Source organism: Amycolatopsis palatopharyngis, from assembly GCF_003385185.1.
GTDB classification, from domain to species: domain Bacteria; phylum Actinomycetota; class Actinomycetes; order Mycobacteriales; family Pseudonocardiaceae; genus Amycolatopsis; species Amycolatopsis palatopharyngis.
Genome location: NZ_PQHZ01000006.1, coordinates 1 through 24,774, shown reverse-complemented (window position 1 = coordinate 24,774; position 24,774 = coordinate 1). Strand labels below are relative to the sequence as shown.

The 24,774-nt window shown below is 68.8% G+C and carries 26 protein-coding genes and 2 tRNA genes; 8 read left to right on the top strand and 20 right to left on the bottom strand.

The features are described 5' to 3' along the window. Nucleotides 1–14: 14 nt before the first annotated feature. Entirely contained in the window at nucleotides 15–872 is an 858-nt protein-coding gene (locus D0C15_RS06035; protein ID WP_211323101.1) for a helix-turn-helix transcriptional regulator, read from the bottom strand. 117 nt (nucleotides 873–989) lie between these two features. Here D0C15_RS06035 and D0C15_RS06030 point away from each other — a divergent pair, with 117 nt between their 5' ends. The 5 genes from D0C15_RS06030 to D0C15_RS06010 all read left to right on the top strand — a co-directional run bounded on the left by D0C15_RS06030 (nucleotide 990) and on the right by D0C15_RS06010 (nucleotide 6,666). Further along, nucleotides 990–2,696: an AMP-binding protein gene (locus D0C15_RS06030; RefSeq protein ID WP_116041543.1), complete on the top strand. Its 1,707-nt coding sequence runs from the start codon at nucleotides 990–992 to the stop codon at nucleotides 2,694–2,696. A 198-nt stretch (nucleotides 2,697–2,894) separates the two neighbouring features. Further along, nucleotides 2,895–3,461 (top strand): YbhB/YbcL family Raf kinase inhibitor-like protein, encoded by a 567-nt coding sequence (locus D0C15_RS06025; protein WP_245975611.1) that lies wholly within the window; start codon nucleotides 2,895–2,897, stop codon nucleotides 3,459–3,461. A gap of 34 nt (nucleotides 3,462–3,495) precedes the next feature. Further along, nucleotides 3,496–4,158, top strand: coding sequence for a phosphoribosyltransferase (locus D0C15_RS06020; RefSeq protein WP_116041539.1), 663 nt, complete (start codon nucleotides 3,496–3,498; stop codon nucleotides 4,156–4,158). Between the two features lie 102 nt (nucleotides 4,159–4,260). Further along, nucleotides 4,261–5,574: an erythromycin esterase family protein gene (locus D0C15_RS06015; protein WP_116041537.1), complete on the top strand. Its 1,314-nt coding sequence runs from the start codon at nucleotides 4,261–4,263 to the stop codon at nucleotides 5,572–5,574. A gap of 129 nt (nucleotides 5,575–5,703) precedes the next feature. Next, nucleotides 5,704–6,666, top strand: coding sequence for a neutral zinc metallopeptidase (locus D0C15_RS06010; RefSeq protein WP_245975596.1), 963 nt, complete (start codon nucleotides 5,704–5,706; stop codon nucleotides 6,664–6,666). A gap of 12 nt (nucleotides 6,667–6,678) precedes the next feature. Here the strand turns inward: D0C15_RS06010 and D0C15_RS06005 are convergent, their stop codons facing one another. From D0C15_RS06005 to D0C15_RS05980, 6 genes are all read right to left on the bottom strand, one after another. Next, nucleotides 6,679–6,921: a DUF2630 family protein gene (locus D0C15_RS06005; protein ID WP_116041534.1), complete on the bottom strand. Its 243-nt coding sequence runs from the start codon at nucleotides 6,919–6,921 to the stop codon at nucleotides 6,679–6,681. 70 nt (nucleotides 6,922–6,991) lie between these two features. Further along, nucleotides 6,992–7,678 carry a DUF7662 domain-containing protein gene (locus D0C15_RS06000; protein WP_116041532.1) on the bottom strand — a complete coding sequence of 229 codons (687 nt, stop codon included), beginning with the start codon at nucleotides 7,676–7,678 and terminating at the stop codon, nucleotides 6,992–6,994. Between the two features lie 73 nt (nucleotides 7,679–7,751). Further along, nucleotides 7,752–8,540: a class I SAM-dependent methyltransferase gene (locus D0C15_RS05995; RefSeq protein WP_116041531.1), complete on the bottom strand. Its 789-nt coding sequence runs from the start codon at nucleotides 8,538–8,540 to the stop codon at nucleotides 7,752–7,754. Between the two features lie 62 nt (nucleotides 8,541–8,602). Next, nucleotides 8,603–9,226: an FMN reductase gene (locus tag D0C15_RS05990; protein ID WP_116041529.1), complete on the bottom strand. Its 624-nt coding sequence runs from the start codon at nucleotides 9,224–9,226 to the stop codon at nucleotides 8,603–8,605. Beyond that, nucleotides 9,223–10,329, bottom strand: coding sequence for an LLM class flavin-dependent oxidoreductase (locus D0C15_RS05985; protein WP_116041527.1), 1,107 nt, complete (start codon nucleotides 10,327–10,329; stop codon nucleotides 9,223–9,225). The genes D0C15_RS05990 and D0C15_RS05985 overlap by 4 nt, the downstream gene beginning before the upstream one ends. A gap of 170 nt (nucleotides 10,330–10,499) precedes the next feature. Then, on the bottom strand, nucleotides 10,500–11,264 hold the full coding sequence (locus D0C15_RS05980; RefSeq protein WP_116041526.1) for a DUF2382 domain-containing protein: 765 nt from the start codon (nucleotides 11,262–11,264) through the stop codon (nucleotides 10,500–10,502). 234 nt (nucleotides 11,265–11,498) lie between these two features. Between D0C15_RS05980 and D0C15_RS05975 the strand changes: the two genes are divergently transcribed. Further along, nucleotides 11,499–12,041 (top strand): hypothetical protein, encoded by a 543-nt coding sequence (locus D0C15_RS05975; RefSeq protein ID WP_245975595.1) that lies wholly within the window; start codon nucleotides 11,499–11,501, stop codon nucleotides 12,039–12,041. Here the strand turns inward: D0C15_RS05975 and D0C15_RS33955 are convergent. The 3 genes from D0C15_RS33955 to D0C15_RS34655 form a co-directional block, all read right to left on the bottom strand. Then, nucleotides 12,038–12,235 (bottom strand): hypothetical protein, encoded by a 198-nt coding sequence (locus D0C15_RS33955; RefSeq protein WP_162829911.1) that lies wholly within the window; start codon nucleotides 12,233–12,235, stop codon nucleotides 12,038–12,040. The genes D0C15_RS05975 and D0C15_RS33955 overlap by 4 nt on opposite strands. 90 nt (nucleotides 12,236–12,325) lie before the next feature. Continuing rightward, nucleotides 12,326–12,556 carry a hypothetical protein gene (locus D0C15_RS05970; protein ID WP_116041524.1) on the bottom strand — a complete coding sequence of 77 codons (231 nt, stop codon included), beginning with the start codon at nucleotides 12,554–12,556 and terminating at the stop codon, nucleotides 12,326–12,328. Continuing rightward, entirely contained in the window at nucleotides 12,549–14,279 is a 1,731-nt protein-coding gene (locus tag D0C15_RS34655; protein ID WP_162829910.1) for a helix-turn-helix transcriptional regulator, read from the bottom strand. Before D0C15_RS34655 ends, D0C15_RS05970 begins: the two co-directional genes overlap by 8 nt. 123 nt (nucleotides 14,280–14,402) lie before the next feature. On the opposite strand from D0C15_RS34655, the gene D0C15_RS05960 reads away from it, so the two are divergent. Beyond that, nucleotides 14,403–15,203: a methyltransferase domain-containing protein gene (locus D0C15_RS05960; RefSeq protein ID WP_116041521.1), complete on the top strand. Its 801-nt coding sequence runs from the start codon at nucleotides 14,403–14,405 to the stop codon at nucleotides 15,201–15,203. Between the two features lie 76 nt (nucleotides 15,204–15,279). Here D0C15_RS05960 and D0C15_RS05955 read toward each other — a convergent pair whose 3' ends face one another. The 8 genes from D0C15_RS05955 to D0C15_RS05920 all read right to left on the bottom strand — a co-directional run bounded on the left by D0C15_RS05955 (nucleotide 15,280) and on the right by D0C15_RS05920 (nucleotide 21,245). Next, the gene (locus D0C15_RS05955) at nucleotides 15,280–15,621 is read right to left on the bottom strand and encodes a hypothetical protein (RefSeq protein WP_162829909.1); all 342 of its coding nucleotides are present in this window, start codon (nucleotides 15,619–15,621) and stop codon (nucleotides 15,280–15,282) included. Nucleotides 15,622–15,758: 137 nt separating this feature from the next. Then, nucleotides 15,759–15,831: transfer RNA gene (locus D0C15_RS05950), tRNA-Arg, on the bottom strand. A 56-nt stretch (nucleotides 15,832–15,887) separates the two neighbouring features. After that, nucleotides 15,888–15,977 (bottom strand) — tRNA-Ser (locus D0C15_RS05945). Nucleotides 15,978–16,177: 200 nt separating this feature from the next. After that, nucleotides 16,178–18,154: an acetoacetate--CoA ligase gene (locus D0C15_RS05940; RefSeq protein WP_116041834.1), complete on the bottom strand. Its 1,977-nt coding sequence runs from the start codon at nucleotides 18,152–18,154 to the stop codon at nucleotides 16,178–16,180. Between the two features lie 25 nt (nucleotides 18,155–18,179). Then, nucleotides 18,180–18,953: an ESX secretion-associated protein EspG gene (locus tag D0C15_RS05935; protein ID WP_116041518.1), complete on the bottom strand. Its 774-nt coding sequence runs from the start codon at nucleotides 18,951–18,953 to the stop codon at nucleotides 18,180–18,182. Further along, complete coding sequence (locus D0C15_RS05930) at nucleotides 18,954–20,042, bottom strand: PPE domain-containing protein (protein WP_116041516.1); 1,089 nt, start codon at nucleotides 20,040–20,042, stop codon at nucleotides 18,954–18,956. Further along, nucleotides 20,042–20,503, bottom strand: coding sequence for a hypothetical protein (locus tag D0C15_RS05925; protein WP_116041514.1), 462 nt, complete (start codon nucleotides 20,501–20,503; stop codon nucleotides 20,042–20,044). Before D0C15_RS05925 ends, D0C15_RS05930 begins: the two co-directional genes overlap by 1 nt. A gap of 94 nt (nucleotides 20,504–20,597) precedes the next feature. Beyond that, complete coding sequence (locus D0C15_RS05920) at nucleotides 20,598–21,245, bottom strand: dienelactone hydrolase family protein (RefSeq protein WP_116041513.1); 648 nt, start codon at nucleotides 21,243–21,245, stop codon at nucleotides 20,598–20,600. 125 nt (nucleotides 21,246–21,370) lie between these two features. Between D0C15_RS05920 and hisC the strand changes: the two genes are divergently transcribed. After that, on the top strand, nucleotides 21,371–22,447 hold the full coding sequence (hisC, locus tag D0C15_RS05915) for a histidinol-phosphate transaminase (protein WP_116041511.1): 1,077 nt from the start codon (nucleotides 21,371–21,373) through the stop codon (nucleotides 22,445–22,447). 34 nt (nucleotides 22,448–22,481) lie between these two features. Here hisC and glmS read toward each other — a convergent pair whose 3' ends face one another. After that, nucleotides 22,482–24,305, bottom strand: coding sequence for a glutamine--fructose-6-phosphate transaminase (isomerizing) (gene glmS / locus D0C15_RS05910; RefSeq protein ID WP_116041510.1), 1,824 nt, complete (start codon nucleotides 24,303–24,305; stop codon nucleotides 22,482–22,484). A gap of 25 nt (nucleotides 24,306–24,330) precedes the next feature. Further along, nucleotides 24,331–24,600, bottom strand: coding sequence for a hypothetical protein (locus D0C15_RS05905; RefSeq protein ID WP_116041508.1), 270 nt, complete (start codon nucleotides 24,598–24,600; stop codon nucleotides 24,331–24,333). Between the last annotated feature and the right edge of the window lie 174 nt (nucleotides 24,601–24,774).

Below are 24,774 nucleotides of genomic sequence, written 5' to 3'. Positions count from 1 at the left end.
CAAGCGCCGAGCGATCACGGCAGCAGGCCGGCGCGCCTAGCGGCGATGACCGTCTCCAGCCGCCCGTGCGTGCCGAGCTTGCGCATGGCCTGCCGGAGGTAGCTCTTCACCGTCTCGGGGCGCAGGCCGAGCCTGCTCGCGGACTCGGCGTTGGTGCAGCCCGCGGCCACACACGCGAGTACGTCGAGTTCCCTCGGTGTCAGCGCGGCGGCCGGGAGCGGCGTGCCGGTGGGCCCTTGGGCCGCAGCGAGACGCTCACACACGCTCTGCAGTCGCGTGCGCAACTCGGCGTCCTCGGTGCGCTGGGCGAGCAGCCGCAGCTCCGTGTGGGCCTCGCGCACCTCCTCCCACTCGGCGGATGTCCAGGCCCCGCGTCCGGCATCGGCGACCTCGCGCACGCTCGCACGCCGTGCGTCCAGTTCGTCGCGGACGACGAGGTTCTGTTCCAGCGCACGAGCGGTGTCCACGGCAGCACCGAGGGCCCTGTCGCCTAGCGACGCCGTGCTGCGAGCGGCGCCGTAGAGCACTCCGCGCACGGTGCGGCGCACCACGACGGGAACCGCGATGATCGCTCGCAGTCCCTCCGCGCCGACGGCCGCGTCGTAGTCGTGCGTGATCCCCCGCGCACTGGGATAGTCATTCAGTGCCAGCACCCGGCCCAACGCCACGACCTTGCCACCCAGCCCGGATCCGGGTGCCACGGCCAGGCCCTGCAAGGAGTTGGTGACCGTGCCGACGAGTTCGGACAGCTGCAGCCGCCGCTCCCGCAGCACCGGGCCACCGAACGTCACGGGAAGACCCGTCTCCCTGCGCAGCTGGAGCAGCGCAGCACGGATCGCGACCCGGTCGTCGCGCAGGCGTGCCTCGCCCACCACGCGATCACCTCCATCGGCGATCAGCCACGTCACCCCCGATCGGGGGTGGTGCGGCGCCCTCGGCGGATCGCACGATCCTACTCATTGCCCGTCCGCACCTCGGGAGAGAACAACATGGCCGCTTCCGCTTCGAGCATTCAGGCGTTTCGCGACGCGCGCGAGTTCCTGCTGCGTCACCTGGAGGACTACGACACCGCCTACCGGGAGTTCCGGTGGCCGGAACTGGACGAGTTCAACTGGGCGCTGGACTGGTTCGACACTCTCGCGAGTGAGCCCGGCAGCGCCGACCGCGCCGCACTGTGGATCGTCGAGGAGGACGGCAGCGAGGGTCGCTGGACGTTCGCCGAACTGGCCGAGCGCTCCAACAAGGTGGCGAACTGGCTTGCCGGGCTCGGCGTGCGCCGCGGTGACCGGATCGTGCTCATGCTCGGCAACCAGGTCGAGCTGTGGGAGACGATGCTCGCGGCGATGAAGCTCGGCGCCGTGGTCATCCCCGCGACAACCCTGCTTGCCCCCGCCGACCTGGTCGACCGCATCGAGCGCGGCGGCGCGAAGCACGTCGTGGTCGGCTCAGCCGACGCGGAAAAGTTCGACGCGGTGCCCGGTGACTACACGCGCGTGGCGGTCGGCGAGCCGGTGTCCGGATGGCACAGCTACCGCGACGCGGACGCGCAGGGCGGCGAGTTCCGTCCCGACGGAACGACGAAGGCCACCGATCCACTGCTGCTGTACTTCACCTCCGGTACCACGGCGAAGCCGAAACTGGTGGAGCACACACACGCCTCCTACCCTGTCGGCCACCTGTCCACAATGTTCTGGATCGGTCTCGAGCCGGGCGACGTGCACCTCAACATCTCCTCCCCCGGCTGGGCCAAACACGCCTGGAGCAACGTCTTCGCACCGTGGAACGCGGGAGCGACGGTCTTCATTCACAACTACTCCCGCTTCGACGCCGACCGCTTGCTGTCCGAAATGGATCGTTGCGGGGTGAGTAGCTTCTGCGCGCCCCCGACGGTCTGGCGCATGCTCATCCAGGCAGACCTGACGAAGCTCGCGACGCCGCCGCGCAAGGTGGTCGGAGCAGGCGAACCGCTCAACCCCGAGGTGATCGAACAGGTGGAGAAGGCCTGGGGCATCACCATCCGGGACGGGTACGGCCAGACGGAGACCACCGTGCAGGTGGCGAACACCCCCGGCCAGCGGATCAAGCCGGGTTCGATGGGCCGCGCTACCCCCGGCTACGTGATCGCGCTCGTGGACCCGGCCACCGGTCAGCCGGGGCAGGACGGGGAGATCTGCATCGACCTGTCCCAGCGCCCCCTCGGGCTGATGGTCGGCTACCACGGTGATGACGAGCGCAATGCCGAGGTCATGCGCGACGGGTACTACCACACCGGTGACGTCGGATCCCGCGACGAGGACGGCTACATCACCTACGTCGGACGCACCGACGACGTGTTCAAGGCCTCGGACTACCGCATCTCCCCGTTCGAACTGGAGAGCGTGCTGCTCGAGCACGAGGCCGTTGCCGAGGCCGCCGTCGTTCCCTCGCCGGACCCGGTGCGCCTCGCCGTGCCGAAGGCCTACGTGGTGCTGGCCTCCGGCTGGGCCGAGGACGAGAACACCGCCGAGGCCATCCTGCGCTACGCCAGGGAGCACCTCGCGCCGTACAAGCGGATCCGGCGGCTGGAGTTCACCGAACTGCCGAAGACGATCTCCGGCAAGATCCGCCGGGTCGAGCTGCGGGCCCGCGAACAGGACGAGTCCACCGCCGAGCAGCGTGGCGCCCGCGAGTACCGCGACGACCAGTTCCGTTCCTGACGCTCCTGCCCGAGCCTCGCCTGAGCACGTGTGCGGCGGCGAGGCTCGGGTACCCGCTGGTTGGAGACAACCGGCGAGGAGGAGCGCATGCCTGATCCCGGAAGCCACAAGTACGACATCAAGCGCACTCGCCTGCGTGACGAGTACGACGCGGGCGAGGCGCCCGACCAGCACGCCGACCGGGCCGCGAACGCGGACCTGCAGCGGGAGAACCCGCCGCGCCCGCTCGGCGACCCGGAGCGCGCCGCCGGTCCACAGGGCACCAGGGGCACGAGCCAGGGCTCGCCCGGCATCGACGACCCGCCGCGCCCACTCTCGACCCAGGTGGAGCTGCGCAGTTCGGCGTTCAACGACCACACCCTGATTCCGGACCGTTACTCCTACTCGGGCGGCAACATGTCGCCACCGCTGGAGTGGGGCGGTATCCCGGACGGGACCAGGGAACTGGTGCTGCTGTGTGAGGACCCGGACGCACCGAACGGCACGTTCGTGCACTGGGTGGTCACCGGCATCGCTCCCGGCTCCACCGGCGTCGACGAGGGCGAGTCACCAGGTGGTTCCGCGGGCCGCAACGGTTTCGGTGAACTCGGCTGGGGTGGCCCCCAGCCGCCGGTCGGCGACGAACCACACCGCTACTTCTTCCGGCTGTGCGCTGTGGACGAGCCGCTCGGACTGATCGAGGCGCCGGGGGCCGAGCGAGTGCACGCGGCCATGGAGGGTCACGTCATCTCCAGCGGCAACCTCGTCGGGCTCTTCGGCCGCTGAGCCTCGAATCCAGAAAAGAAACGGGGTGGATCCCATGACACGCACGACGAGCAGAGGCCCCGTCTTCGCCGACCGCGGCGAGGCGGGCCGGGACCTGGCCGAGGTACTGGCGCACAGGCAGTGGTCCCGCCCGCTGGTGCTCGGCCTGGCCCGCGGCGGGGTTCCCGTGGCCGTGGAGATCGCCGACCGGCTCGGCGCTGCTCTCGACGTCGTGGTCGCCCGCAAGATCGGTGCTCCCGGCCGTCCGGAACTCGGCGTCGGCGCGATCACGGCGGACGGTCCTGCGACCTACGACGACATGCTCCTGGCCAAACTCGGACTCACCAGACAGCAGTTGTTCGACATCTGTGAGCGGGAGCAGGCGGAGGCGCGCCGCAGGGAGACGGTGTACCACGCGGACCGGTCGCCGGAGTCCCGCGACGATCGGGACGTGATCCTGGTCGACGACGGTCTCGCGACCGGCGCCACCGCCACCGCGGCGCTGCGCGCGCTGCGGGAGCAGCGGCCCGCGACTGTCACCCTCGCGGTGCCGGTCGCCTCGTCGCAGGCGGCCGCCGCGGTGCACGACGAGGCGGACGAGGTGATCTGCCTGTCCCAGCCGCACGAGTTCCAGTCGGTCGGTCAGTGGTATGGCGACTTCAGTCAGACCACCGACGAGGAGGTACTCGCGGCACTGGGCATGTCGAGGAGCCGATGACCACCACTACCCCGTTCGTTCGTGGTGGTTCCCCCTCGCACTTTCCCGGGAAAGTGCGAGGCCGACGAAGACGACAGCGACAACACGGGTGGGCGGTGAGCGATGACCGATGACGACACCGAGGTTCAGCAGGCACGAACGCAGGCGCTGCCGCTGCTGAGCCCGCAGGACCTCGATCCGCTGCTCGACCGGATCGGCGACGCGCGGTTTGTCCTGCTCGGCGAGGCCTCGCACGGTACCGCCGAGTTCTACCGCTGGCGATCCGAACTGACCAAACGGCTGATCGCCGAACGTGGGTTCTCCTTCGTGGCCGTGGAGGGCGACTGGCCGGACTGCCACCAGCTGCACTGCTGCGTCTCCGGCGTCGCGGGGGTGCCGAACGATCCGGAACAGGTGCTCTGGGGCTTCGAGCGCTGGCCGACCTGGATGTGGGCGAACGAGGAGGTCGTGGACTTCGCGCGATGGCTACGCGAGATGAACAAGACCCGCGAGCAGGATCCGCCCGTCGGCTTCCACGGCCTTGACATGTACAGCCTCTGGGAGTCGCTGCGCGCCATCCTCGACTACCTGCGGGAGCACCATCCCGACGACGTCGAGGCCGCACTGTCGGCATACCGGTGCTTCCAGCCCTACGACGAGGACCCCAAGTCGTACGCGGTCGCGACCTCGATGGTGCCGGAGGGCTGCCAGGACGAGGTGGTCGCGCTGCTGGCCGACCTGCGCGACCGGGCCAGCCTCAGCGCGACGCCGGGGCTGGGTCCCGCCTTCGTCGCCGAGCAGAACGCGGCGGTCGTGGTGGACGCGGAGCGCTACTACCGGGAGATGGTCCGGGGCGGTCCCCGTGCCTGGAACATCCGGGACATGCACATGACCGACACCCTGGACCGGCTGGCCGAGGCCTACGGTCCCGACTCGAAGGCGATCGTCTGGGCGCACAACACGCACGTCGGCGATGCCAGAGCCACGGACATGGCGGACGCGGGCATGGTGAACGTGGGGCAGCTGGTACGCCAGCGGCACGAGCGCGACGGGGCTGTCGCGGTCGGGTTCGGCACGTACTGCGGCAGCGTCATCGGGTCCCCGCACTGGGGCGGGCCGGTGCGCAGGGCAACCGTGCCGCCCGCGCAGCCGGGTAGCACCGAGGAGTTGCTCAACCAGGCGGCGCCGGACCGGGACAGCCTGTTCGTTTTCGACTCGGACGCGCCGCCCGCATGGGCCGAGCGGGAACGCGGGCACCGGGCGATCGGCGTTGTGTACGACCCGCAGCGGCAGCGAACTGGCGGGTACGTACCGACGGTGCTCTCGCAGCGATACGACGCGTTCGTGTACTGCGATCGGTCTAGTGCGTTGGTGCCTTTGCATCCATGGGAACCCGATGCGGGTGGTGAGGCGGAGACATACCCGAGCGGGCTGTAACGCTACGCTGCGGTACGTGTTCACCAGGGTCTGTTTCCGTTCCGATCTAGGATTAATCGACCTTCGCGATTATGCTGGCACTGGTTCGCGTGGGGGCGCGGCGACATTCGACTGCTACGCGGGGTGCCTGTGAACGTTGAGGGGGAAAGTCGGCGTGGCTCGGAGGGGTCGCGTCCGCTGATCGACGACGACCTGCCGCTCGCGCCGCGGCAGTCGTCCGGCGACCTGGCCCAGCAGGCCGCTCACGTATCCGAGCCGGAGACGGAACGAACCGGTCGTGGGCCGGTCCTCTCGGTAGCCGGGGTACTGGCGCTGGTTCTCGGCGTCGTGTTCCTGATCAGTTCGGTGGCCGGCCCAGACGACACGAACGCGTCGGCGGCGGCTCCGATGGGCGCCAAGGACCCGGGCTCCCGGGTAGACCGGCTGCTGGCCACCGGTACGAGCCTGCCGAGGGTGAGCTGCGACCTGCCCGAACTCGGCGGCGACCGGGAGGCGCTGCGCGCCTTCTACCTGGCCGAGATCGAATGTCTCGAACGAGCCTGGCGACCGGTGATCGAGGAGGCGGACCGGCCGTTCAGCGAGGTCGGCCTGAGGTTGTCCGACGATCCGGTCACCGAATGCGGCTTACTCCCGCCCTCGACGAAGGTCACCGCGCTGTACTGCGGCGCGAACGAAATGATCTACCTGCCGATCACCAGGGTGCTCGAAGGTCTTGACCTCAATCGCTCCGCACACCTGGCGACCCTCGCCCACGAGTACGGCCATCACGTGCAGCGGATGAGCGGCATCATGGACCGTGTGAACGCGGAGCTGGGCACGTTCGAGGCCGGCAGCAGCGGCGACCTCGAACTGGGCCGCCGGTTCGAACTGCAGGCCAACTGTTTCGCCGGCCTGTTCCTCGAGAGCGCGGCGGGACGCGGTTCGATCAGCGACACCGACGCGAAAGCCGCCGTGGAGGACTTCCACAACTGGGCCGACAGCCAGACCCATGGCACCAGGGAGAACCAGGCCGACTGGGCCCGCAAGGGTTTCGAGGAGGCCACCGTCTCGGCCTGCGACACTCGCTCGGCTGCCGCCCCCGAGGTCGGCTGAAGCCATGATGGATCACTGCCGGTAGGACTCGACCTCGTCGACCGGACGAACCGCCGGTTCCTCCGCGTTGTCCGGGAAGTCGTCGCGTGCGCGACGCTGACGCAGCAGGTCCCAGCACTGGTCAAGGCGCTCTTCCAGGTGCCGGAGGCGCTGGGAGTCCGAGTCGCTCAATCCGCTGCCGACAGCCCGGGAACGTAGCTCGCGTTCCTCGTCGACCAGCTGATCGATGCGGCCGAAGATGTCGTCGTCAGCCATGTCCTCACGGTACCGGCGCACCGCTCGTCCAGCGACCTGGCGAGAATCGCGGCGACCACGGAGTCGACTGTCACCGGAGGGGAGCGGATCCGGCGGGATGTCTGCCCACAGCGATGTCGACGTGCCCGTCCGCCCGGACGAACAGGACCGAGACCCCGAGGTCCGAAAGGCTGGACAGCGTGCTGTCGACCAGGTCCCTGTACGCGACCGAGTCGGGCAACGCCAGCGCGGTGTCGAGTTCGCCGGATTCGGCGGCTTCGCGGGACCGCATCGCGCCCAGCAGCGCGGCGGCGTATCCGTGCCGGACCCTCGCGGGCGTTGCCGCGGGGCCTGGCGAACCGACGACCTGGACGGCGAGTGTCCGGCCCGTACGCGAGGCCAGGACCTCGTCGGCCGCACGCAGGATCGTCCACCCGGCGGTGGTGAGGTAGCGGACCACGATGGCTCGCACCTGTGCTCCCGACAACCAGGCGTCAGGAGCGGGGCGCACGGGCTCCGCGTATCCGATCGCGCCCAGCACGCCCCTGGAGAACACGACCTGCTCGCCGGCCTGATCCACCATCTCGACATGCCATCCCGCGGCTCGCCAGGCTCGCGCCTCGATCTTCGAGTCGTTGGCCCACCAAGCCCGGTGTGACCGGGCCTCGGCAGGCAGTGCGCCGACCAGCTGCTCGATCTCGGTGAAGGTCATTCGCATCTCGGCGACGTCGTCCCGCCTCGCGGCGAGATGGTCGCGCAGCGGGTCGTACTTCCCCATGACGCACTCCTCCCGCGGCTCGTGCGCCTGGCTCGGCGGCCGCCCCAGGATCATCGGCCCCAGCCTGCCGGCGTTACTCCGCCACGCGGCCCAACAAGGTCCTCACCCGTACGTGCTCCACGAACGGCCGATGTTCTCGCAGTGCGGCATGCACCTGGCCGGCGAAGGCGGCCCGTTGCCCTGGGGCGGGAAGTCGGTCGACCGACATGGCCGAGAGGACACCGCCGACGATCTGCTCAAGATCGAGTTCACTGGAGTACTCCACGCTCTCCTCGCTCACCACGAATCCCGAATCCACCAGGCTTTCCCGGTACCGCTGCCTGGTCGCCTCGTCGGTGCCGCAGGTGCGAGTCAGTTCCGTGCCGAGCCAGTCCTCCAGCATGACGCGCAGCGCCTGCGACCATCCGGTGTCCTGCGACCACAAGGGGGTTCCGTTCGCCACGACGGCCACGCCGCCGCCCCCTCGAAGCAACGGGACGAGCGAGCGGAACAGCGCTTCGTGATCCATCCAGTGCAGTGCCTGACCGATGGTGACCGCGGCGATCGGTCTGCCCAGCAGGCGACCGAGCGCTGGAATGTCGGTGTCGGCGCCCAGCATCCACCCCACGTTGCCGGCGCCGCGCTCGATCGCGGTTGCTCTGGCCCGGAGCAGCATGTCCGGCTCCGGGTCCACGCCGAGGACATCCCCGACCCGCTCGGCCACAGGAAACGTGAGCTGCCCCGTGCCGCAACCGAGATCAAGCACGAGGTCGTCGCGGCTCAGGCCGAAGGTCCGCACGATCGCGTCGGGAACCGCATCGGGATAGCCGCGTCTGTACCGCTGGTAGTAGTCGCTGACCTCGCCGCCGAAACCAAGATCCATCACCTCAGTCTCGGCACGGCTCGGTTACCCGGCCACCGTTTTCGCTCGTAGCGTGCCGCTGCTCAGGCGTGGCCCTGCGATTCGGCGAGGAGTTGTTCGAACGGTGTCGGCTCGGCGGGTCCGGTATCCCGCCGCACGCGAGCCACCATCAGCGCGGCGAGTTCCTCCGCCGCCCTGTCGATCCTCGTGGCGAGCTCGCCGCCGCCCGTACCCGAGGAACCCCAGTCCGGGGACGCCGCGTACACGGCGGTGGGCACGACAACCGCTCGCAGGTAGGCGAACATCGGCCGGAGAGCGTGCTCCAGCGCGAGCGAGTGGCGCGGGGTGCCGCCGGTGGCCGCGGTGAGCACCGGCATGCCGGTCAGCGAGTCCGGGTCGAGGACGTCGAAAAAGAGCTTGAACAGTCCGCTGTAGGAGGCGTTGAAAACCGGGGTGACGGCGATCAGGCCGTCGGCGCCGGCAAGGGTGTCGATCGCCGCGCCGAGCCCACCCGTCGGCACGCCGGTCAGCAGATTGTTGGCGAGGTCGTGCGCGTGCTCACGCAGCTCGACCACCTCGACCTCGGCCTCGACGCCGTGAGCGGCAAGCGCGGGCCGGGTGGCCTCGGTGAGCCGGTCGGCCAGCAGCCGGGTCGACGACGGCTGGCTCAATCCGGCGGAGACGACCACGAGCTTGCGCGTGTTCACCGGCTCACCTCGGCCTTCTCGGAGTTCCGCGCTCCGGCGGCGGCCCGCAGGCTCTCGTGCGTCGGCGCCTCGGGGACGTGTGCGGGGCGCAGTGCGCCGAGTTCCTTGCGCAGCACCGGAACGACCTCCTCGCCGAGCAGGTCCAACTGCTCCAGCACGGTCTTCAGGGGCAGTCCGGCGTGGTCGACAAGGAAGAGCTGGCGCTGGTAGTCACCGAAGTTCTCACGGAAGGTCAGCGTCTTGTCGATCACTTCCTGCGGACTGCCGACGGTCAGCGGTGTCTGCTCGGTGAAGTCCTCGAGGGACGGGCCGTGTCCGTACACCGGCGCGTTGTCGAAGTACGGGCGGAACTCGCGCACGGCTTCCTGCGAGTTCTTCCGCATGAAGACCTGGCCGCCGAGCCCGACGATCGCCTGGTCGGCCTTGCCGTGTCCATAGTGCTCAAAGCGGGAACGGTAGAGGTTCACCAGGCGGATGAAGTGTTCCTTCGGCCAGAAGATGTGGTTGGCGAAGAAGCCGTCCCCGTAGTATGCGGCCTGCTCGGCGATCTCCGGGCTGCGGATGGAGCCGTGCCAGACGAACGGTGGCACCCCGTCGAGCGGGCGGGGTGTCGAGGTGAACCCCTGCAGCGGCGTACGCAGCTTGCCCTCCCAGTCGACGACGTCCTCACGCCACAGGCGCCGCAGCAGGTGGTAGTTCTCGATCGCCAGGGGAATGCCGTTACGGATGTCCTGACCGAACCAGGGGTAGACCGGCCCTGTGTTGCCCCGGCCCATCATCAGGTCGACCCGGCCGTCCGCGAGGTGCTGCAGCATCGCGTAGTCCTCGGCGATCTTGACCGGGTCGTTCGTGGTGATCAGCGTGGTCGACGTGGACAGGATGATCCGCTCGGTCAACGCCGCGATGTGGCCGAGCATGGTGGTCGGCGAGGACGGCACGAACGGCGGGTTGTGGTGCTCCCCCGTTGCGACGACGTCCAGCCCGACCTCCTCGGCCTTGAGCGCGATCCGCACCATGGCCTTGATTCGTTCGGCTTCGGTCGGGGTCCTGCCGGTGTTCGGGTCGGCGGTCACGTCCCCGACCGTGAAGATCCCAAACTGCATTTCCACTCCTCGACCCAGTTAGTTAAGTGTTCAACTACCCTAACGGTAGCCGGATACCGGGTATTCCTGGGCTCCATGGAAGCGCCCAGGAGGGAGCGGAACTTGGCGCATGACCTGGCGGAGACCGTCCTCGTCGAGGGCGGTCTCCGCGCTGTCGCGGCCAGTTAAGTTCAGCGGCGCTGGTTTCCGCCGCCGCGACGCCGGGTGTCGTCGTCGACCTCGAACTCCTCCCGGCGAACCTGCCCGGAGACGGGCTGGTCCTCGGTGACGGTCTCCTTCTCGAGCCGCACCTTCTCGACCGGCACGCTTTCCTTCTCGACGCGCGGTTGCTCGGCGTGCAGGGTGACCTCCTGCTCGGCCTCACCGATCTGGCCGCCCTCGCGCCGATCGGCCTCGCTGATCGGCTCGCGTTCGATGCGCACTTCCTCGTGCGAGACCGGCACGTTGACCTGCTGCTCCTCGGTCACCACGTGCTTGCGCAGCCGGACGTGCCCGCTCTCGACCGGCTCGGTACCGACCTTGAGCCGCTCCTCGGACCGGGTCATCGACTCGCCTGCCCTCGCCGAGGTGTCTCGCTCCTGGCGCTGCCCCTGCTTGGACTGGCCCTTGCCGCCCTGCCGGGGAATCGGCAAGTTGTAGTACTGGTAGAGCCGAGCGCTGTCCTGGTCGGACAAGTGGCCGTCGCCGTCGGACTGGGGCGCATCGGAGACCTGGTCCTTCGATACCTGCACGTGCAGGCCGTCGGACTCGCGACGAGCACCCTGGAGGGGAACGAAGCTCTCCTTCTGTCCGAACATGCCGGTCTTCACGGTCACCCATTCCGGCTGCGCGGTGTCGTCCGTGATGTACACGGTGCCGACCTTGCCGATCTTGCTGCCCTGCGCGTCGACGACCGTGTCATCGATGAGTTCCTCAGGACGAACAGTGGTAGCCACGGTTGTTGTCTCCTTCCACTCGGGAGCCACAGAGCCGGACTCGGAGTTCCGGCCGCCACCGTCCGCATTGCCGCCAGCCCGTAGGCGGAAACGATCGCGCGCCCGAATCACCCATGTGGGTAATCCAGAAGAAGTGCAGGTCGTGCGCTCTTCGAAAGGTGACTCACGCGCGGATGGCAATAAGTACACTCCGACCTCGGCCGCGAAACAGAATCTGCCCGGACAGGAGTTCGAGTGCGGCAAGAGCAACGCGTCTACACGCTGCCCGCCGGGTCGGTGCAGCAGCCGGGAAACCTGCCCGCGCACTGCGCACGGCACGGCAGGCCTGCGGTCAAACGCGTCGATTTCGCGCTGCAGTCAAAAGTGGAGATCGAGGGAAACCGGACGCTCAGCGGAAATGTGTTCAGCACTGCCGATCGGCTCAGCCGGCGGGCGGAGAAAGTCCGTGTCACACACGTCAAAGGGTGGCCGCTCTGCCGGGACTGCGTCCGGATCAGGACCGTCTGGCTGACGATCGCACTGATCATGTTCGTCGGCGGCCTGGTGGCCTTCGCCGGTTCGTTACTGGTGGGCATCGTTGCCGCCGAGTCCACGGTGCAGGCGTTCGCCGGCGTCGCGATCGGCGGCTTCGTGGTACTGGTCCTCTCGGCCTTCGCGTTACACCGAGCGGGCCTCGCCCGGCTGGTCGGTGCGGCGACAGCGGCCGACGGCCGGACCGTCCTCATCGTGAACCCCAGTGATGCGTTCGCCGCGGAGCTACCGCGACGGTGTGCCTAGCGGCGCCTTGCCCGGCGGAGGCGTGAGCGCAGCGTACGGATTCGCCCCTGCCGTACTTCCCCAGCGGCAGGTTGCTCGGACAACGAGCGCAACTGCTCGGCGGCTGCCTCCGCACGCGCGGCGGCGGCTTCGGCTCGCTCGGCATACTCACGCGCTTGCGACCGCCACTTCTTCACCTTCGCGCCGTCAGCCACCAGCGCCTCCTCGACTCCTGGCCACATCGCCCGACTGAGTGAGAGTTCCCGACTCCGCGCCCCTCAAACGGGTGAGGCAGCGGCGGCGCGCTAAGCCGGCGGCTCGTCGACCTTGTGTCCGCGCTCCGCGGTCGTGTCCTCCGGTTCGAGGTCCTGCTCGAATGCCGGTCGGTCCGGGTCCTCGTCGCGCTGCTGATCCTGGGGCTCGCCGAACATCCGGTCTTCCAAGGCGTCGACGGTCTGTTCCGGGCTGGTCTTCGGATTCTCCGGCATCGGCGTGCTCTCGTCCTCGCGCCGGTCACCGGTTGGTTCGTCAGCCATGTCGCTCCTTCCGGGGTGGTTCGTGCGCCAGCATGCCACCTGACCGGAAATCCGCAGCGGCACCGTGTTCAGCCGGACCGCGCAGGCTGTACGCGGTGGCCTCGGCACGGTTGGCCAGCCCAAGCTTGCGCAGAATGCTGCTCACGTGGTGCTCCACCGTCCGTTTGCTGAGGTAGAGCCGCCGAGCGATCTGCTCGTTCGTCAATCCCTCGGCGATGTGGACGAGCACCTCGGACTCGCGGCGGGTGAGTGCACCGGGAACGCGCGGCCTCGCCCGTCCTGGCTCGCCGAGCCCGCGCAGCTGGCTGGCCGCGGCATCGGCGTCGGCTCCGGCGGCGAGACCGTCGAACACGGCCAGGGCCGAGCGGGCCCCGGGCACGGCGATCTCCGGAGCGGACTGGGCGAGCAACCGCGAGATCGCGAGCCGGACCCTGGCCTCCTCCAACGGAAGTTCGGCTGCCGCGAAACCCGGTAGTGCGGCTTCGAAGTGCGCCAGCGCATCGGGATCCCCGGCAGCGGCGGCGATAATTCCCGCGGAGTACTGCGCGAGCGCACGGATGCGAGGCAGCTCGTTCTCCGCCGCCACGGTCGACAGCCGGGCGTACACGAGCCGCGCCTCGTCGATGCGGCCTGCCATCACTTCCACTTCGACCAGTAACGCAAGCTCCGGTGCCTGCAACGGATGCGCGCTGCCGCCGCCGAGCCAGCGCCGCAGCAGGCGCCGTGCCACGGCGTACTCACCACGCGCGAGATGCAGCCGGGCCATCGGCCGCACCGCGAAGGAATCGAACTCGAACCCGGCGAGCAGCCGCGCCGCCTCGGCATAACGCCCCTGTCGGACCCGCAGGTCCGCCAGTCGCACCATCGCGCTGGAGCGCAGTGCCGGATAGCTGGCTTCGTAGAGCGTGATCGAGGTCGCCAGCTGCCGCTCGGCATCGTTCCAGCGTCCGGCGGAGGTGAGGATTCCGCCGTAGTGCGTGCGGCAGATGGCCGGCACCCAGGGCGCGTTCGACCGGGTTCCGAAGGCGTCGCCGACCGCCATCCACTGTTGTGCCCTGCGTACGTCGAGGGTGAGTTCGCAGCAGAGCAGCATGTGGCAGTAGATCTCGCCTGCCGTGAGGTAGTCCTTCACCTCACCACTCGCCGCCGCGGTCGCCGCCTCGTCGACCAGCAGCATCCCGGCCGTGATCCGGCCGGCGAGGACCAAGGTGGTGCCCTCGTGGGCCAGCGCACCGAAGTGCAGGTCGGCGTCACCGAACCGGCGAGCGATATCGGCCGCGGTGCCGACATGCCTTTCCTTGGCTCCGGGGTCGTCGGTCATCAACGCGCACGCGAGTTCGACCCAACCGGCCTCGACACAGACGCCCGCCTCCTCCGCCAGCCGCCGCGCACGGGCCAGCCAGCCGCCGGAGACAGCCTCGTTGCCGTAGACGGCGATGTGCAGGAAGCTCAGCTCGCGACCCGCGATCAGCGCCGGCATCCGGGTCTCGCCGAGCTCTCGGTAGGCGACGAAGGCGCGCTCGTAGAGTTCGATGGCGTCGCGGTAGTCGGCACTCCACTCCGCCGCTCTGGCGAGTAGGTACAGCGTCTCCGCGGTCTCCGCGGTCTCTGCGGTCTCCTCGAGCGCGAGGGCGTTCGCCAGCAGCGACCGGGCCTGTTCCCAGTCGCCCCGGTCCAGGGCTGCCTTGCCTTCGCCAAGGAGGTGCGCGGCCGTTGGCTTCATGGTGTGGCCAGCATCCCACTTGTCGAGCACCACTGAAATACGTGCGGAACCAGGTACTCGCACCCATGTTCGCCGGGGCCGGATCGCCGAACTGAGTTGGTCGACCAACATCGGGAGCGTGAGATGAGTAGTTCGGAGACATTCCAGATTTCCCTCGAGGCGGCCGAAGTGTACGAGTCCCGCTTCGTTCCGGGCATCTTCGCCGAATGGGCGCCACTGGTGATCGAAGCGGCGAAGATTCGTCGAGGTGACGCCGTGCTCGATGTGGCGTGCGGGACCGGCATCGTCGCCCGCATAGCCGCCGAGCAGGTCGGCTCGGACGGCGTAGTCGTGGGGACCCACGTGAACGAGTCCATGCTCGCCGTCGCACGGCGAGTCCGGCCGGACCTCGAATGGCACCGGGGAGACGTGGCAGATCTGCCGTTCCCGAGTGAGGCGTTCGACGCCGTCCTGTGCCAGATGTCGCTGATGTTCTTTCCCGACCGGCTCCGCGCGCTCGCGGAGATGGCGCGGGTGACGACGACGGACGGCACAGTGGCCGCGGTGGTGCCTGCCGGTATCGGCGACCAGCCCGCGTACGGATTGCTCGTCGATGTCGTGACGAACGAGGCCGGGCCCGAAGCCGCCTCGCTCATGGAGGCCTACTGGTCATGCGGCGACCTGGATGAGCTGAGCGGATGGTTCACCGCGGCCGGACTGCGGGTCGTCTCCCGTAGAACTCACCTCGGCACGGCGAGATTCGGCTCGGTCGAGGAACTCGTGGCCACCGAGGTGGAAGGGGCACCACTGATCGACCGGATTGATGACGAGACGTATCGCCGCATCAGGGAAAGCGCCCGGACGGCGTTGCGACCGTTCGTGGGGGCCGGCGGCGCGGTGGCCGCCCCGCTGCGTGGGCACATCCTCGTCGCGAAGCCAATATGAGTGGGCGGCCGAACGGTTGTGATCGGGGCCTGCCGGACAACAGGAAACCCTGTTGCCCGGCAGGCGGAAGGTGAATTCACCCGCCGAGAATCCCGTTCGGCAGAATTTCGTTGAACATCTGCTGCGGAGCCGAAACCGAATCAGTGACGCCGCCGATACCCGGATTGCCGCCAACGCCGCCCAGCAGTCCACCGACAGAACCGGTGATCGCCCCGGCTCCGGACGTAACCGAATCCTCAAGCCCGACAGGCGAAGACTGGTGCTCCGCTGACGCACTCGGCGCCAGAACCACCAGGGCACCCAACGTCAACCCCGTAAACGCCAATCCCTGGCGCAACCGCTGCGTAAACACGCGACCATCCTCTACAATTGACTGCGAATTTACGCGTAAATTATCCCAGCTAAATGTGGCTGTCATTACCTCGACCGTGTCGAATATCGGCAACAACTCACCCGATCCGGTCCTCGCTTCCGCGCAATTTGCGAAACCACCCCGGACAGCAAGAAACCCCCTTTTTCCAGGGGGTTTCTTGGTCTTGCTGTCTCAACCAGACGTGCGCCCGAAGGGATTCGAACCCCTAACCTTCTGATCCGTAGTCAGATGCTCTATCCGTTGAGCTACGGGCGCGTGTTCAGTTGTTAGGCTAGCAAGCTAGCCCCGGCACCCGGCGAACCGGGTCCCAGCGGAGGCTCCGGGATTTGAACCCGGGAGGGGGGGTTACCCCCAACCGCATTAGCAGTGCGGCGCCATAGACCAGACTAGGCGAAGCCTCCAGGCCAACGACCACTGCCGAGATAGAGTACACAGCACCATCGCCCTCCGGCAAAGCACCCCCGGATGGGGCCGCTGACGTGCGAGGACCTTCGGGGGGTTCCCCAATGTGGCATTGGGGACGTTGAAGTTCCCCAATGCCACATTGGGGAACTCCCAGCGGGGCGCGAACGGGCCGTTCACGCCCCGACTGTGCCCGAAATCACCCTTCGGCCAGGGCCACGAACGGAGCCAGGGACTCCGGGTTGGCCAGCGCGTCACGACTGACGGCCTTGTCCGGCGCCACCCCGCGCAGGATCTTCTTCACCGGCACTTCGCACTTCTTGCCGTTGAGCGTTCGCGGCACCTCGTCGACGAGGATGAACCTGTCCGGCACGTGCCGGGGCGACAGCGCGGCGCGCAACTCCTTGCGTAACGTCGGCTCGACGTCCTCCAGCCTGGCTCCCGGTGCGAGTACCAGGAAGCACAGCAGTTCACCTTCCTCGTTCGCCGACGTGTCGATCACCAGCGAGTCGGCGATCTGCTCGAAGCCCTCGACGACCCGGTAGAACTCGGCCGTACCCATCCGGACGCCACCGCGGTTCAGCGTCGAGTCGCTGCGGCCGTAGATCACCGCCGACCCGCGTCCGGTGATCCGGATCCAGTCTCCGTGCCGCCATTTGCCCGGGTACTCCTCGAAGTACGCCTCCCGCAGCTTGCTGCCGTCCTCGTCGTTCCAGAAGAACACCGGCATCGACGGCATCGGCTTGGTGATCATCAGCTCGCCGACCTGCTCCACCACCGGTTGCCCGTGCTCGTCATAGGCCTCCACAGCCGCCCCGAGACACCGGCAGGACAGTTCCCCCAGCCATACCGGAACGTCCGGCGCAGCCCCGACGAACGCCGTGCACAGGTCGGTACCACCCGACACCGAACAGATCTGCACCCCGCTGCCGATCTCGTCCGCGATCCAGCGGAAACCGTCGTCGCTCAACGGAGCGCCGGTGGACCCGATCGCCCGCAATGCCGAAAGGTCGTAGTCCTGTGCCGGCTTCAGATGCGCTTTCAGACAGCTCTGCACGAACGGCGCCGACGTCCCGAAGTACGTCACCTTGTGCTCCTCGGCCAGTTGCCACAGCACGCTCAGGTCCGGATAGCCGGGGCTTCCGTCGAACAGCACGATCGTCGAGCCCACGAGCAGGCCGGAGACGAGGAAGTTCCACATCATCCAACCGGTGGTGGTGAACCAGAAGAATCGTTCGCCCGGCCCGAGGTCGCTCTGCAGCGCGAGCGCCTTCAAGTGCTCGACGGTGATCCCGCCGTGCCCCTGCACGATGCCCTTCGGCAACCCCGTCGTGCCCGACGAGTACAACACCCACAGCGGGTGGTCGAACTCCACCGCGTCGAACTCCAGCGCCGCACCTTCGTGTGCGCGCAGCAGCTCGTCCCAGTCGTGCGCGCCCTCGAGCGCGCCCTCACCCGCATAGTTCACCAGCACCGTCGCCGCCAGCGAGGGAATCTGACCACGCAGCTGATCCACTGTGGATCGAACATCGAAAGTGCGTCCATTGTAGACGTAGCCGTTGACCGCGATCAGCACCTTGGGTTCGATCTGGGTGAACCGGTCGGACACGGCCCGTACGCCGAAGTCCGGCGAGCACGAGGACCAGACGGCGCCGAGGCTTGCCGCAGCGAGGAACGCCACCAGCGTCTGCGGGCAGTTGGGTGCGAGCGCAACCACCCTGTCGCCCTTCGTCACCCCGAGTTCCCGCAGCGCCGCACGGGCTGCCGCCACCTGGGCACGCAAGTCGCCGTAGGTCAGGGCCCCACCGGCACCATCCTCGCGGTGGAAGATCACCGCGAGCTCGCTGTCGCCCTTCGCGGCCCCGGCCACGCCCCCGGCCAGCGCATGCTCGGCGTAGTTCAGCGTGCCGCCGGCAAACCACCGTGCACCCGGCATCTCGGTACCGGACAACACCTCCGTCGGCCGCTCGTGCCATCGCACGCCGAGAAACTCGGTCACCGAGTCCCAGAACTCGGCGATCGACTCGGTGGAGTACTCCCACAACTCGCGGTAGTCGGCGACCTCCACACCGCGCTCGGCCCGCAACCACCGGCGAAACGCTTCGATCTTGGAGTCGGCAACCTGGTCCGGCGCCGGGCGCCACAGCACTTCAGGAGCGTCAGCAGTCATGCCCAGCACCCTAACGCCCGGCCTATCGGGTTCAGCCCGGCAAATCTGCCAGCAGTTGCTCGCCCATCGCCCGCAGCCGCGGCCCGTCCACTGGAGTCGCCGTGACCCAGTCGGCCTTACGCTGCAAGGCGTACCGGCCGTCCTCGGTGTCCACCCAGCCCAGCACGGTCGTGGCACGTTGCCAGCGACCGTCACGCGCCCTGGCACTGCCGCCCAGCTGACCTCCCGCGACACGACCGGTCAGTGCCCTGCTGAACGCGTTCACCTCAGGCGGGCGCAGGCCTGCCGCGCGCAGTACGCCGGCGAACGCGGTAGTGCCCTCACGCTCGCCCGCGGCACAGGCGGCAAGGTAGTCGTCAACTCGCACATTGGCACCACTGCCGACCGCCGCGGGCAGGGGCGGAAGGATTTCCAGCATCGTCGCGACGAGGTTCGGTGTGCGTACCGGACCAAGGCGCACCTCGGTCCCGGCCACTCCGGCCGAAACGGCGCCCTGCCTGTTGACCGAACCGAACGCGGCGAACGAAAAGGTCTCGCCCTCGGTGTGCAGGTCCAGCCGGACACGCGGATCCGCGAGCCCGTACAACAGATCGGCGAGATCGCCAGCCGGATCGCGAACGGTGCCGAGGCCGCGCTCGGCCAGCGCCCGTCCCGCGGCCTCCACCAGCTCCTCCCGCTCAGCGGGCAGCCTGCCGATACGCGGCACCCGCAGGATCGCCGGCAACTCACCCAGCCCCAGCTCGGTCCACAACAGGGAGAACTCGCCCACGTGCAGCTGGATCCAGCCACTGGTCTCGTCGCGCACCTAGATCCCCCTGCGCCGGGGCTCCTCGCCGATCACCGGCGCCACCACCGGCACGTCGGGCCCCCACAGGTCCTCTTCCTCCTGCAGATACGAAGCCGACTTGTGCTCGCTGTCGGCCCCCGGCCTCGCACCCGCACCCGCGGCACCCATCGGCATCCCGCCGGCAGGCACCGGTCCGCGCCCGCCTGCCCCTGCGGCGGGTGCCGCCGCACCAGCCGCGGCGGGCGAACCACCGGGCATCCCCACACCGGCTCGCCCGCCTGGACCGAGCTGTTCCCCGCCAGGAGCGGCCATCCCGGCTCCGGCAAGAGAGCCAGGTGCAAGCGTTTGCGGACGACCTGACAGCACTCCGGCTCCACCACCGGCGCCGTCGACACCGCTGGCCGTGGTGCTGTCGTCCGCCCCCTCGGGGCTCGGTTGCGGCTCGGGCGGGCGAGGATCCTCGTACCGGACGCGAGGCGGCGGGAAGGTCGGGACCCTGCCGTACACCTCGCCGGAGTCGTACTGCAGCTGTCGCATCACCTCGGCGGCCTGCTGATGCCTGCCCGCGACGAGCTCCCGCTGGGCTCCGGTGTCGGCGACGAGTTCACCGCCCCGCGCGAAGCCACCTTCCCCGAAGGCCGAAACCTCCGGACGCTCCGGCAGCGCGGGCAGGATCGGCGCGGGCATGGTGTCCCTGGCCACCCGCACGTGGCCTGCCTGGTCGGCGACGAGGCCAGCCAACCCGTGCCCACGCCCCGCCGTTCCCTCAGACCAATGCACGAGCCCGGTCGCGGCCTCCCGCGCCTGCTCCGCCGCCTCCCCGCTCCAGCCGGACGACGAATTCCGCACCGCGCGGCGCAGATCCTCCGCGATCCGGTCGAGGGTGTCACCGAGGTCGCTCCACGTCTGCGCCACCCGGTCGGCACCGGCCAGATCCACCCCGTCCCGCACCATCGCGTGCAGTTCCTGATGGGAGTAGGCCGACCAATCGACAGGCAGCCCGAAGATGCCCGCGTCGGTCTCCGGCTCCTCGGGCGGCTGTGGCGGCCACGGCCGGGGAGGCCAGGGCACACACGGAACGTCGATATGGAACTCGGGGCGTTCCATCAAAGACCTCCGTCCAGCGCCTGGCCGATGTCCCGGGTGCTTTGCGCCGCGGTTTCGTCGGTCTCGGCATAGGTCCGGTCGGCCGCGCGCACGATGTCCTCCAGTTCGGCCACCACCTCGCTGAACTGCTCCAGCACCGGCAATACGGCACCCGGATCGCCGGCCGCGGCACTTCGCAACCGCTCGGCCATCGTGCGGCCGATGATGTTGTCGCCCAGCTTCATCGGGACGTCGAGGCCGTCCGCCACATCGACGATCAGCCGCCGGACCTGCGACTGCACCGAAGCGAGATCGGCCATCAGTTGTCGCGCCGCGTTGTCGTCGAGGGCGAGCCCTCCGGTTTGTACCTGCGCCTTGACCTGCTGCATCTGCCGGGCGACCGGAGCGAGCGCCGCTCCGGCCGGCTGGGCGAACGCCGCGACCGGCGTCGATTCGCCTTGGCTCGATTCGGTATCGACCACGATGTCATCCCACCCCTGTGTGACATTGGGATCGACACTGTACCGCTGGGCCGGCCGGTGCAGGAGCGGTTCGAGCCCGATTACCCCGGGAGGCTCACCGCAGGTGCGCGTCGAACCAGGCGAGTGTGCGTTGCCAGGCCTCTGCGGCGGCATCGGGGTCGGCGTCGAACCGATGATTGGCGCCGGGATAGCTCACCACGTTGGTCGCGACCTTGGCCGCCGACGCCGCTTCCCGCAGCCGTTCGATCTCGGCCTCGTCCGCGTCGTCGTCGGTACCGTGGATTCCCAGCCACGGGCTGATCACCGTGCCCGCGACGTCGACAAGTGCCGGCAGGTCGCTGGCAACGGGCTTGCTGATGCCGACCGGCGAAACGCTGACGGCGGCCCCGAGCGACCGGCGCGCGGCCACCACGAGCGCCGCTGTGCCGCCGAGGTCGAATCCGACCACTCCGAGCAGGTCCGCACTGATGTCGCGGTCGACCAGCCAGGCCAGTGTCACGTCCGTCGCGGCCAGTACTTCGGCGCAGCCCGGCTCGGCACCCGGCGACGTGATGTGCGGTGCGACGGCGAGCCAGCCCTCCTCCGCGAGCGCGGACACGAGCAACATCACCCCGTCGTTCACGCCGTCGGCCTCGTGCAGTACCACCAGCCCACCGCGCGTCACTCCGTCCGGTTCGGCAAAGGTGAGGCGGACCGCGCGGCCGTCCGACCGCTCGTAGTCCTCGGTGTGCGTCTGCGTCATGTACCCACTCAACCACCAAGGGGTGAACCCGAGTCAACATGACGAGCACGACCTCGGCCGTTCGCCGGAGTAGGGCCGCCCGATAACGTGGGTGACGCACCCCACGACCTGAGGAGCCACGAGAGATGACGTCCCCCGAGCCGTCCCCCGTCCACACCCGCGCCGACCTCGACTCATTGCCGAGCTACGTGCCTGGGCGCTCGGTGCCGGGCGCGATCAAGCTGGCCAGCAACGAGGTACCTGAGGGCCCGTTGCCCAGTGTCACCGAGGCGATCGCGCAGGCCGCCGCTCAGGTCAATCGTTATCCGGACATGGGTGCGTGGGCCCTGGTCGACCGCATCGCCCGTGAGCTGGATGTGCCCGCTGAGCAGATCGCTGTCGGCTGCGGTTCGGTGGCGTTGTGCCAGCAGCTGGTGCAGGCCCTCTGCGAGCCCGGCGACGAGGTGCTGTTCGCCTGGCGCTCGTTCGAGGCGTACCCGATCCTCACCCAGATCGCCGGGGCCACCCCCGTAACCGTCGCGCTCGATGCGACACACACCCACGACCTCGACGCCATGCTGGCCGCCATCACGCCACGGACCCGGCTCGTGTTCGTCTGCAATCCGAACAACCCCACCGGTACTGCCGTACGCCGGGAACAGCTGGCCCGGTTCCTCGACCAGGTGCCGCCCAACGTGCTGGTGGCCCTCGACGAGGCCTACCGGGAGTTCGTCACCGACGAGGAGGTGCCGGACGGGCTGGATTTCCTGCGGGAGCGGGAGAACGTGGCCGTGCTGCGTACCTTCTCCAAGGCATACGGGCTCGCCGGGTTGCGCGCCGGATACGCGGCCGGCCCCGCGAAGGTGATCGAGGCGCTGCGCAAGGTCTACGTGCCCTTCAGCCTCAACGCCCTGGCACAGTCGGCGGCGATCGCCTCGCTCGACGCCAAGGACGAGCTGATGGTCCGCTGCCGGGACATCGTCGCCGAGCGCGGGAGGGTCCGGGACGCGCTGCTGGCTTCCGGCTATGTCGTGCCGGAGACCCAGGCGAACTTCGTCTGGCTGCCGCTGGGTGAACGCGCCACGGAGTTCGCCGAGCACGCGCTGAACAGCAAGGTCGTCGTGCGGCCTTTCGCCGGCGACGGTGTCCGGGTCACCATCGGCACCCCCGAGGAAAACGACGTGTTCCTCGACGCCGCGGCCAGCTTCCAGCGCCGCGAATAGGACCCGGCATCACACTTTCCCGGGAAAGTGCGACTCACTCGACGGTGACGCTCTTGGCGAGGTTGCGGGGCTTGTCGATGTCGCGGCCGAGGCGCACTGCCAGGTGATAGGCGAACAGCTGCAACGGAATCGCGAACAGGAGCGGGTCCAGCTCCGGCTCCGACCTCGGCACGGTGAGAACCACATCGGCGAGCCCGTCGGGCAGCTCCGCGTTGGTGACCGCGATGACCGGGCCACCGCGCGCCTTGATCTGCTCGATGGTGCCGATGTTCTTGGCCAGCAGCTCATCGTCGGGCACGAGTACCACCGAGGGCATGTGCTCGTCGATCAGTGCCAGCGGCCCGTGCTTGAGCTCGGCGGCCTGGTAGGCCTCGGCGTGTACGTAGGAGATCTCCTTGAGCTTCTGCGCACCCTCCCGCGCCACCGGCCAGCCGCGCACCCGGCCGATGAAGAACATGTGCTCCGCCGAGCTGAACCGCTCTGCCGCGAGGATGATCTGTTCCTCGTCGGCGAGGATGGCCTCGACCTGGGCGGGTAGCTCGGCCATCGCCGTGACGAGCCTGCGCCCGTGCGCGACAGAGAGGTCCCGGACCCGGCCCAGCAGCAGCGCCAGCATCGCGAAGCAGACACTCATGTTCGTCACGGCTTTGGTGGAGGCCACCGACACCTCAGGCCCCGCGTGCAGGAAAACCCCGCTGTCACATTCGCGGGCGATGGCGCTGCCGACCACGTTCACCATGCCGATCACCCGGCCGCCCTTGCGCTTGAGCTCCTGAACGGCGGCGAGGGTGTCGATCGTCTCCCCGGACTGGCTGACCGCCACGTACAGGGTGTCGGGGTCGACGACCGGATTCCGGTAGCGGAACTCCGAGGCGGGCTCGGCATCGGCGGGCAGTCGCGCCCACTCCTCGACGAGGTTCGCACCGAGCTGCCCTGCGTAGTAGGCCGAGCCGCAACCAAGGAACTTCACCCGCCGGATCGAGCGCAACGCGTGTGGGTCGAGTTCGATTCCGCCGAGGTGGGCGGTGGCGAAGCGCTCGTCCAGCCTGCCCATGAGTGCGCGGCGGACCGCCTCCGGCTGCTCGTGCATCTCCTTGCGCATGAAGTCGGCGAATTCGCCGAGCTGGTAGTCGTCCTCGGCAACGTCCACCGTGGTCGGCGTCTTCGCGGTGCGCCGGGCCTGGAGTGTGCTGGTACGAAAGTCGCCCTTGGTGATCGTGGCCAGCTCGCCGTCGTCCAGGTAGACGACCCGCTGGGTGTGCCGGACCAGTGCGGCGACGTCGGACGCGACGAACATCTCGCCGTCACCGATACCCAGCACGATCGGGCTGCCGTTGCGGGCGACCACGAGCTCGTCAGGCTCCCGCAGATCGAGCACGACGATGCCGTAGGCGCCCTCGACCCCGCGCAGCGCGGCGCGCACGGCGTCCTCCAGCGTGTCCGCGACCTCCCGCTCAGCGGCGATGAGGTGCGCCAGCGCCTCGGTGTCGGTGTCGGAGACGAAGGCCACCCCGGATGCCTTCAGTTTCGTCCGCAGGGTCTCGGCATTCTCGATGATTCCGTTGTGCACCACGGCGATCCGCCCACTCGCGTCCACATGCGGATGGGCGTTGGCATCGGTCGGCTCGCCGTGCGTCGCCCAGCGGGTATGCGCGATGCCCACCGGCGATTCGGTGCCCTTGCCCACCAGCTCACGCAGCTCGTCCACCCGCACCGCGGCCTTGGTCACCTTGAGCCGGCCCCGGTGCACGACGGCGATCCCCGCCGAGTCGTACCCGCGGTACTCCAGCCGGTGCAGTCCCTCCAGCAGGATCGGCCCGGCGGGCCGGGAGCCTAGGTAACCAACGATTCCGCACATGATGTTTCCAATCCCTGACGCCGCGTCAGCCGTAGACGATGCGGCGAAGCTGCCGTTCGGTGAGCCGGTCCGCCACGACGGGCCGGGCCGCCAGCTCGGCGCCGAGCATCGTCCAGATCTGCGCGTTCCGGTGACCACGACGGTGCAGCTCGCCGTGCCGGCGCCGCACGAACTGTTCGGTGGTCTCGCCGAAGTAGGCGACGACGTCGGCGACCACGCGGGCCGCTGTGGGTACCGGCAACCCGGTGGATCCGGCGATATGGCGGACCAGATCGGGGTGCGGCACCTCCTCCATTCAGCTGACAGTGGCACCCCTCGTCGCAATCCGCAAATTTCCTGCCCGATTTCGGGCATGGACCTCGCATGGCCCCCGAACGCCGTGCGCACGCAGACCGCGCACTTTCCCGGGAAAGTGCGAGGGGGCGGGCCGGGGACGGACGCGAGAGCGGAGGCAGGAAAGGGCGAGGGG

Excerpts from the sequence above, each read along its gene's own strand:
- D0C15_RS06030 (WP_116041543.1), top strand. The coding sequence starts at position 990 with ATGGCCGCTTCCGCTTCGAGCATTCAGGCGTTTCGCGACGCGCGCGAG.
- D0C15_RS06015 (WP_116041537.1), top strand. The coding sequence starts at position 4,261 with ATGACCGATGACGACACCGAGGTTCAGCAGGCACGAACGCAGGCGCTG.
- D0C15_RS05920 (WP_116041513.1), bottom strand. The coding sequence starts at position 21,245 with ATGACGCAGACGCACACCGAGGACTACGAGCGGTCGGACGGCCGCGCG.
- hisC (WP_116041511.1), top strand. The coding sequence starts at position 21,371 with ATGACGTCCCCCGAGCCGTCCCCCGTCCACACCCGCGCCGACCTCGAC.
- D0C15_RS05970 (WP_116041524.1), bottom strand. The coding sequence starts at position 12,556 with ATGGCTGACGAACCAACCGGTGACCGGCGCGAGGACGAGAGCACGCCG.
- D0C15_RS05905 (WP_116041508.1), bottom strand. The coding sequence starts at position 24,600 with ATGGAGGAGGTGCCGCACCCCGATCTGGTCCGCCATATCGCCGGATCC.
- D0C15_RS34655 (WP_162829910.1), bottom strand. The coding sequence starts at position 14,279 with ATGAAGCCAACGGCCGCGCACCTCCTTGGCGAAGGCAAGGCAGCCCTG.
- D0C15_RS06005 (WP_116041534.1), bottom strand. The coding sequence starts at position 6,921 with ATGGCTGACGACGACATCTTCGGCCGCATCGATCAGCTGGTCGACGAG.
- glmS (WP_116041510.1), bottom strand. The coding sequence starts at position 24,305 with ATGTGCGGAATCGTTGGTTACCTAGGCTCCCGGCCCGCCGGGCCGATC.
- D0C15_RS06000 (WP_116041532.1), bottom strand. The coding sequence starts at position 7,678 with ATGGGGAAGTACGACCCGCTGCGCGACCATCTCGCCGCGAGGCGGGAC.
- D0C15_RS05995 (WP_116041531.1), bottom strand. The coding sequence starts at position 8,540 with ATGGATCTTGGTTTCGGCGGCGAGGTCAGCGACTACTACCAGCGGTAC.
- D0C15_RS06020 (WP_116041539.1), top strand. The coding sequence starts at position 3,496 with ATGACACGCACGACGAGCAGAGGCCCCGTCTTCGCCGACCGCGGCGAG.
- D0C15_RS05955 (WP_162829909.1), bottom strand. The coding sequence starts at position 15,621 with ATGACAGCCACATTTAGCTGGGATAATTTACGCGTAAATTCGCAGTCA.
- D0C15_RS05960 (WP_116041521.1), top strand. The coding sequence starts at position 14,403 with ATGAGTAGTTCGGAGACATTCCAGATTTCCCTCGAGGCGGCCGAAGTG.
- D0C15_RS05985 (WP_116041527.1), bottom strand. The coding sequence starts at position 10,329 with ATGCAGTTTGGGATCTTCACGGTCGGGGACGTGACCGCCGACCCGAAC.
- D0C15_RS05930 (WP_116041516.1), bottom strand. The coding sequence starts at position 20,042 with ATGGAACGCCCCGAGTTCCATATCGACGTTCCGTGTGTGCCCTGGCCT.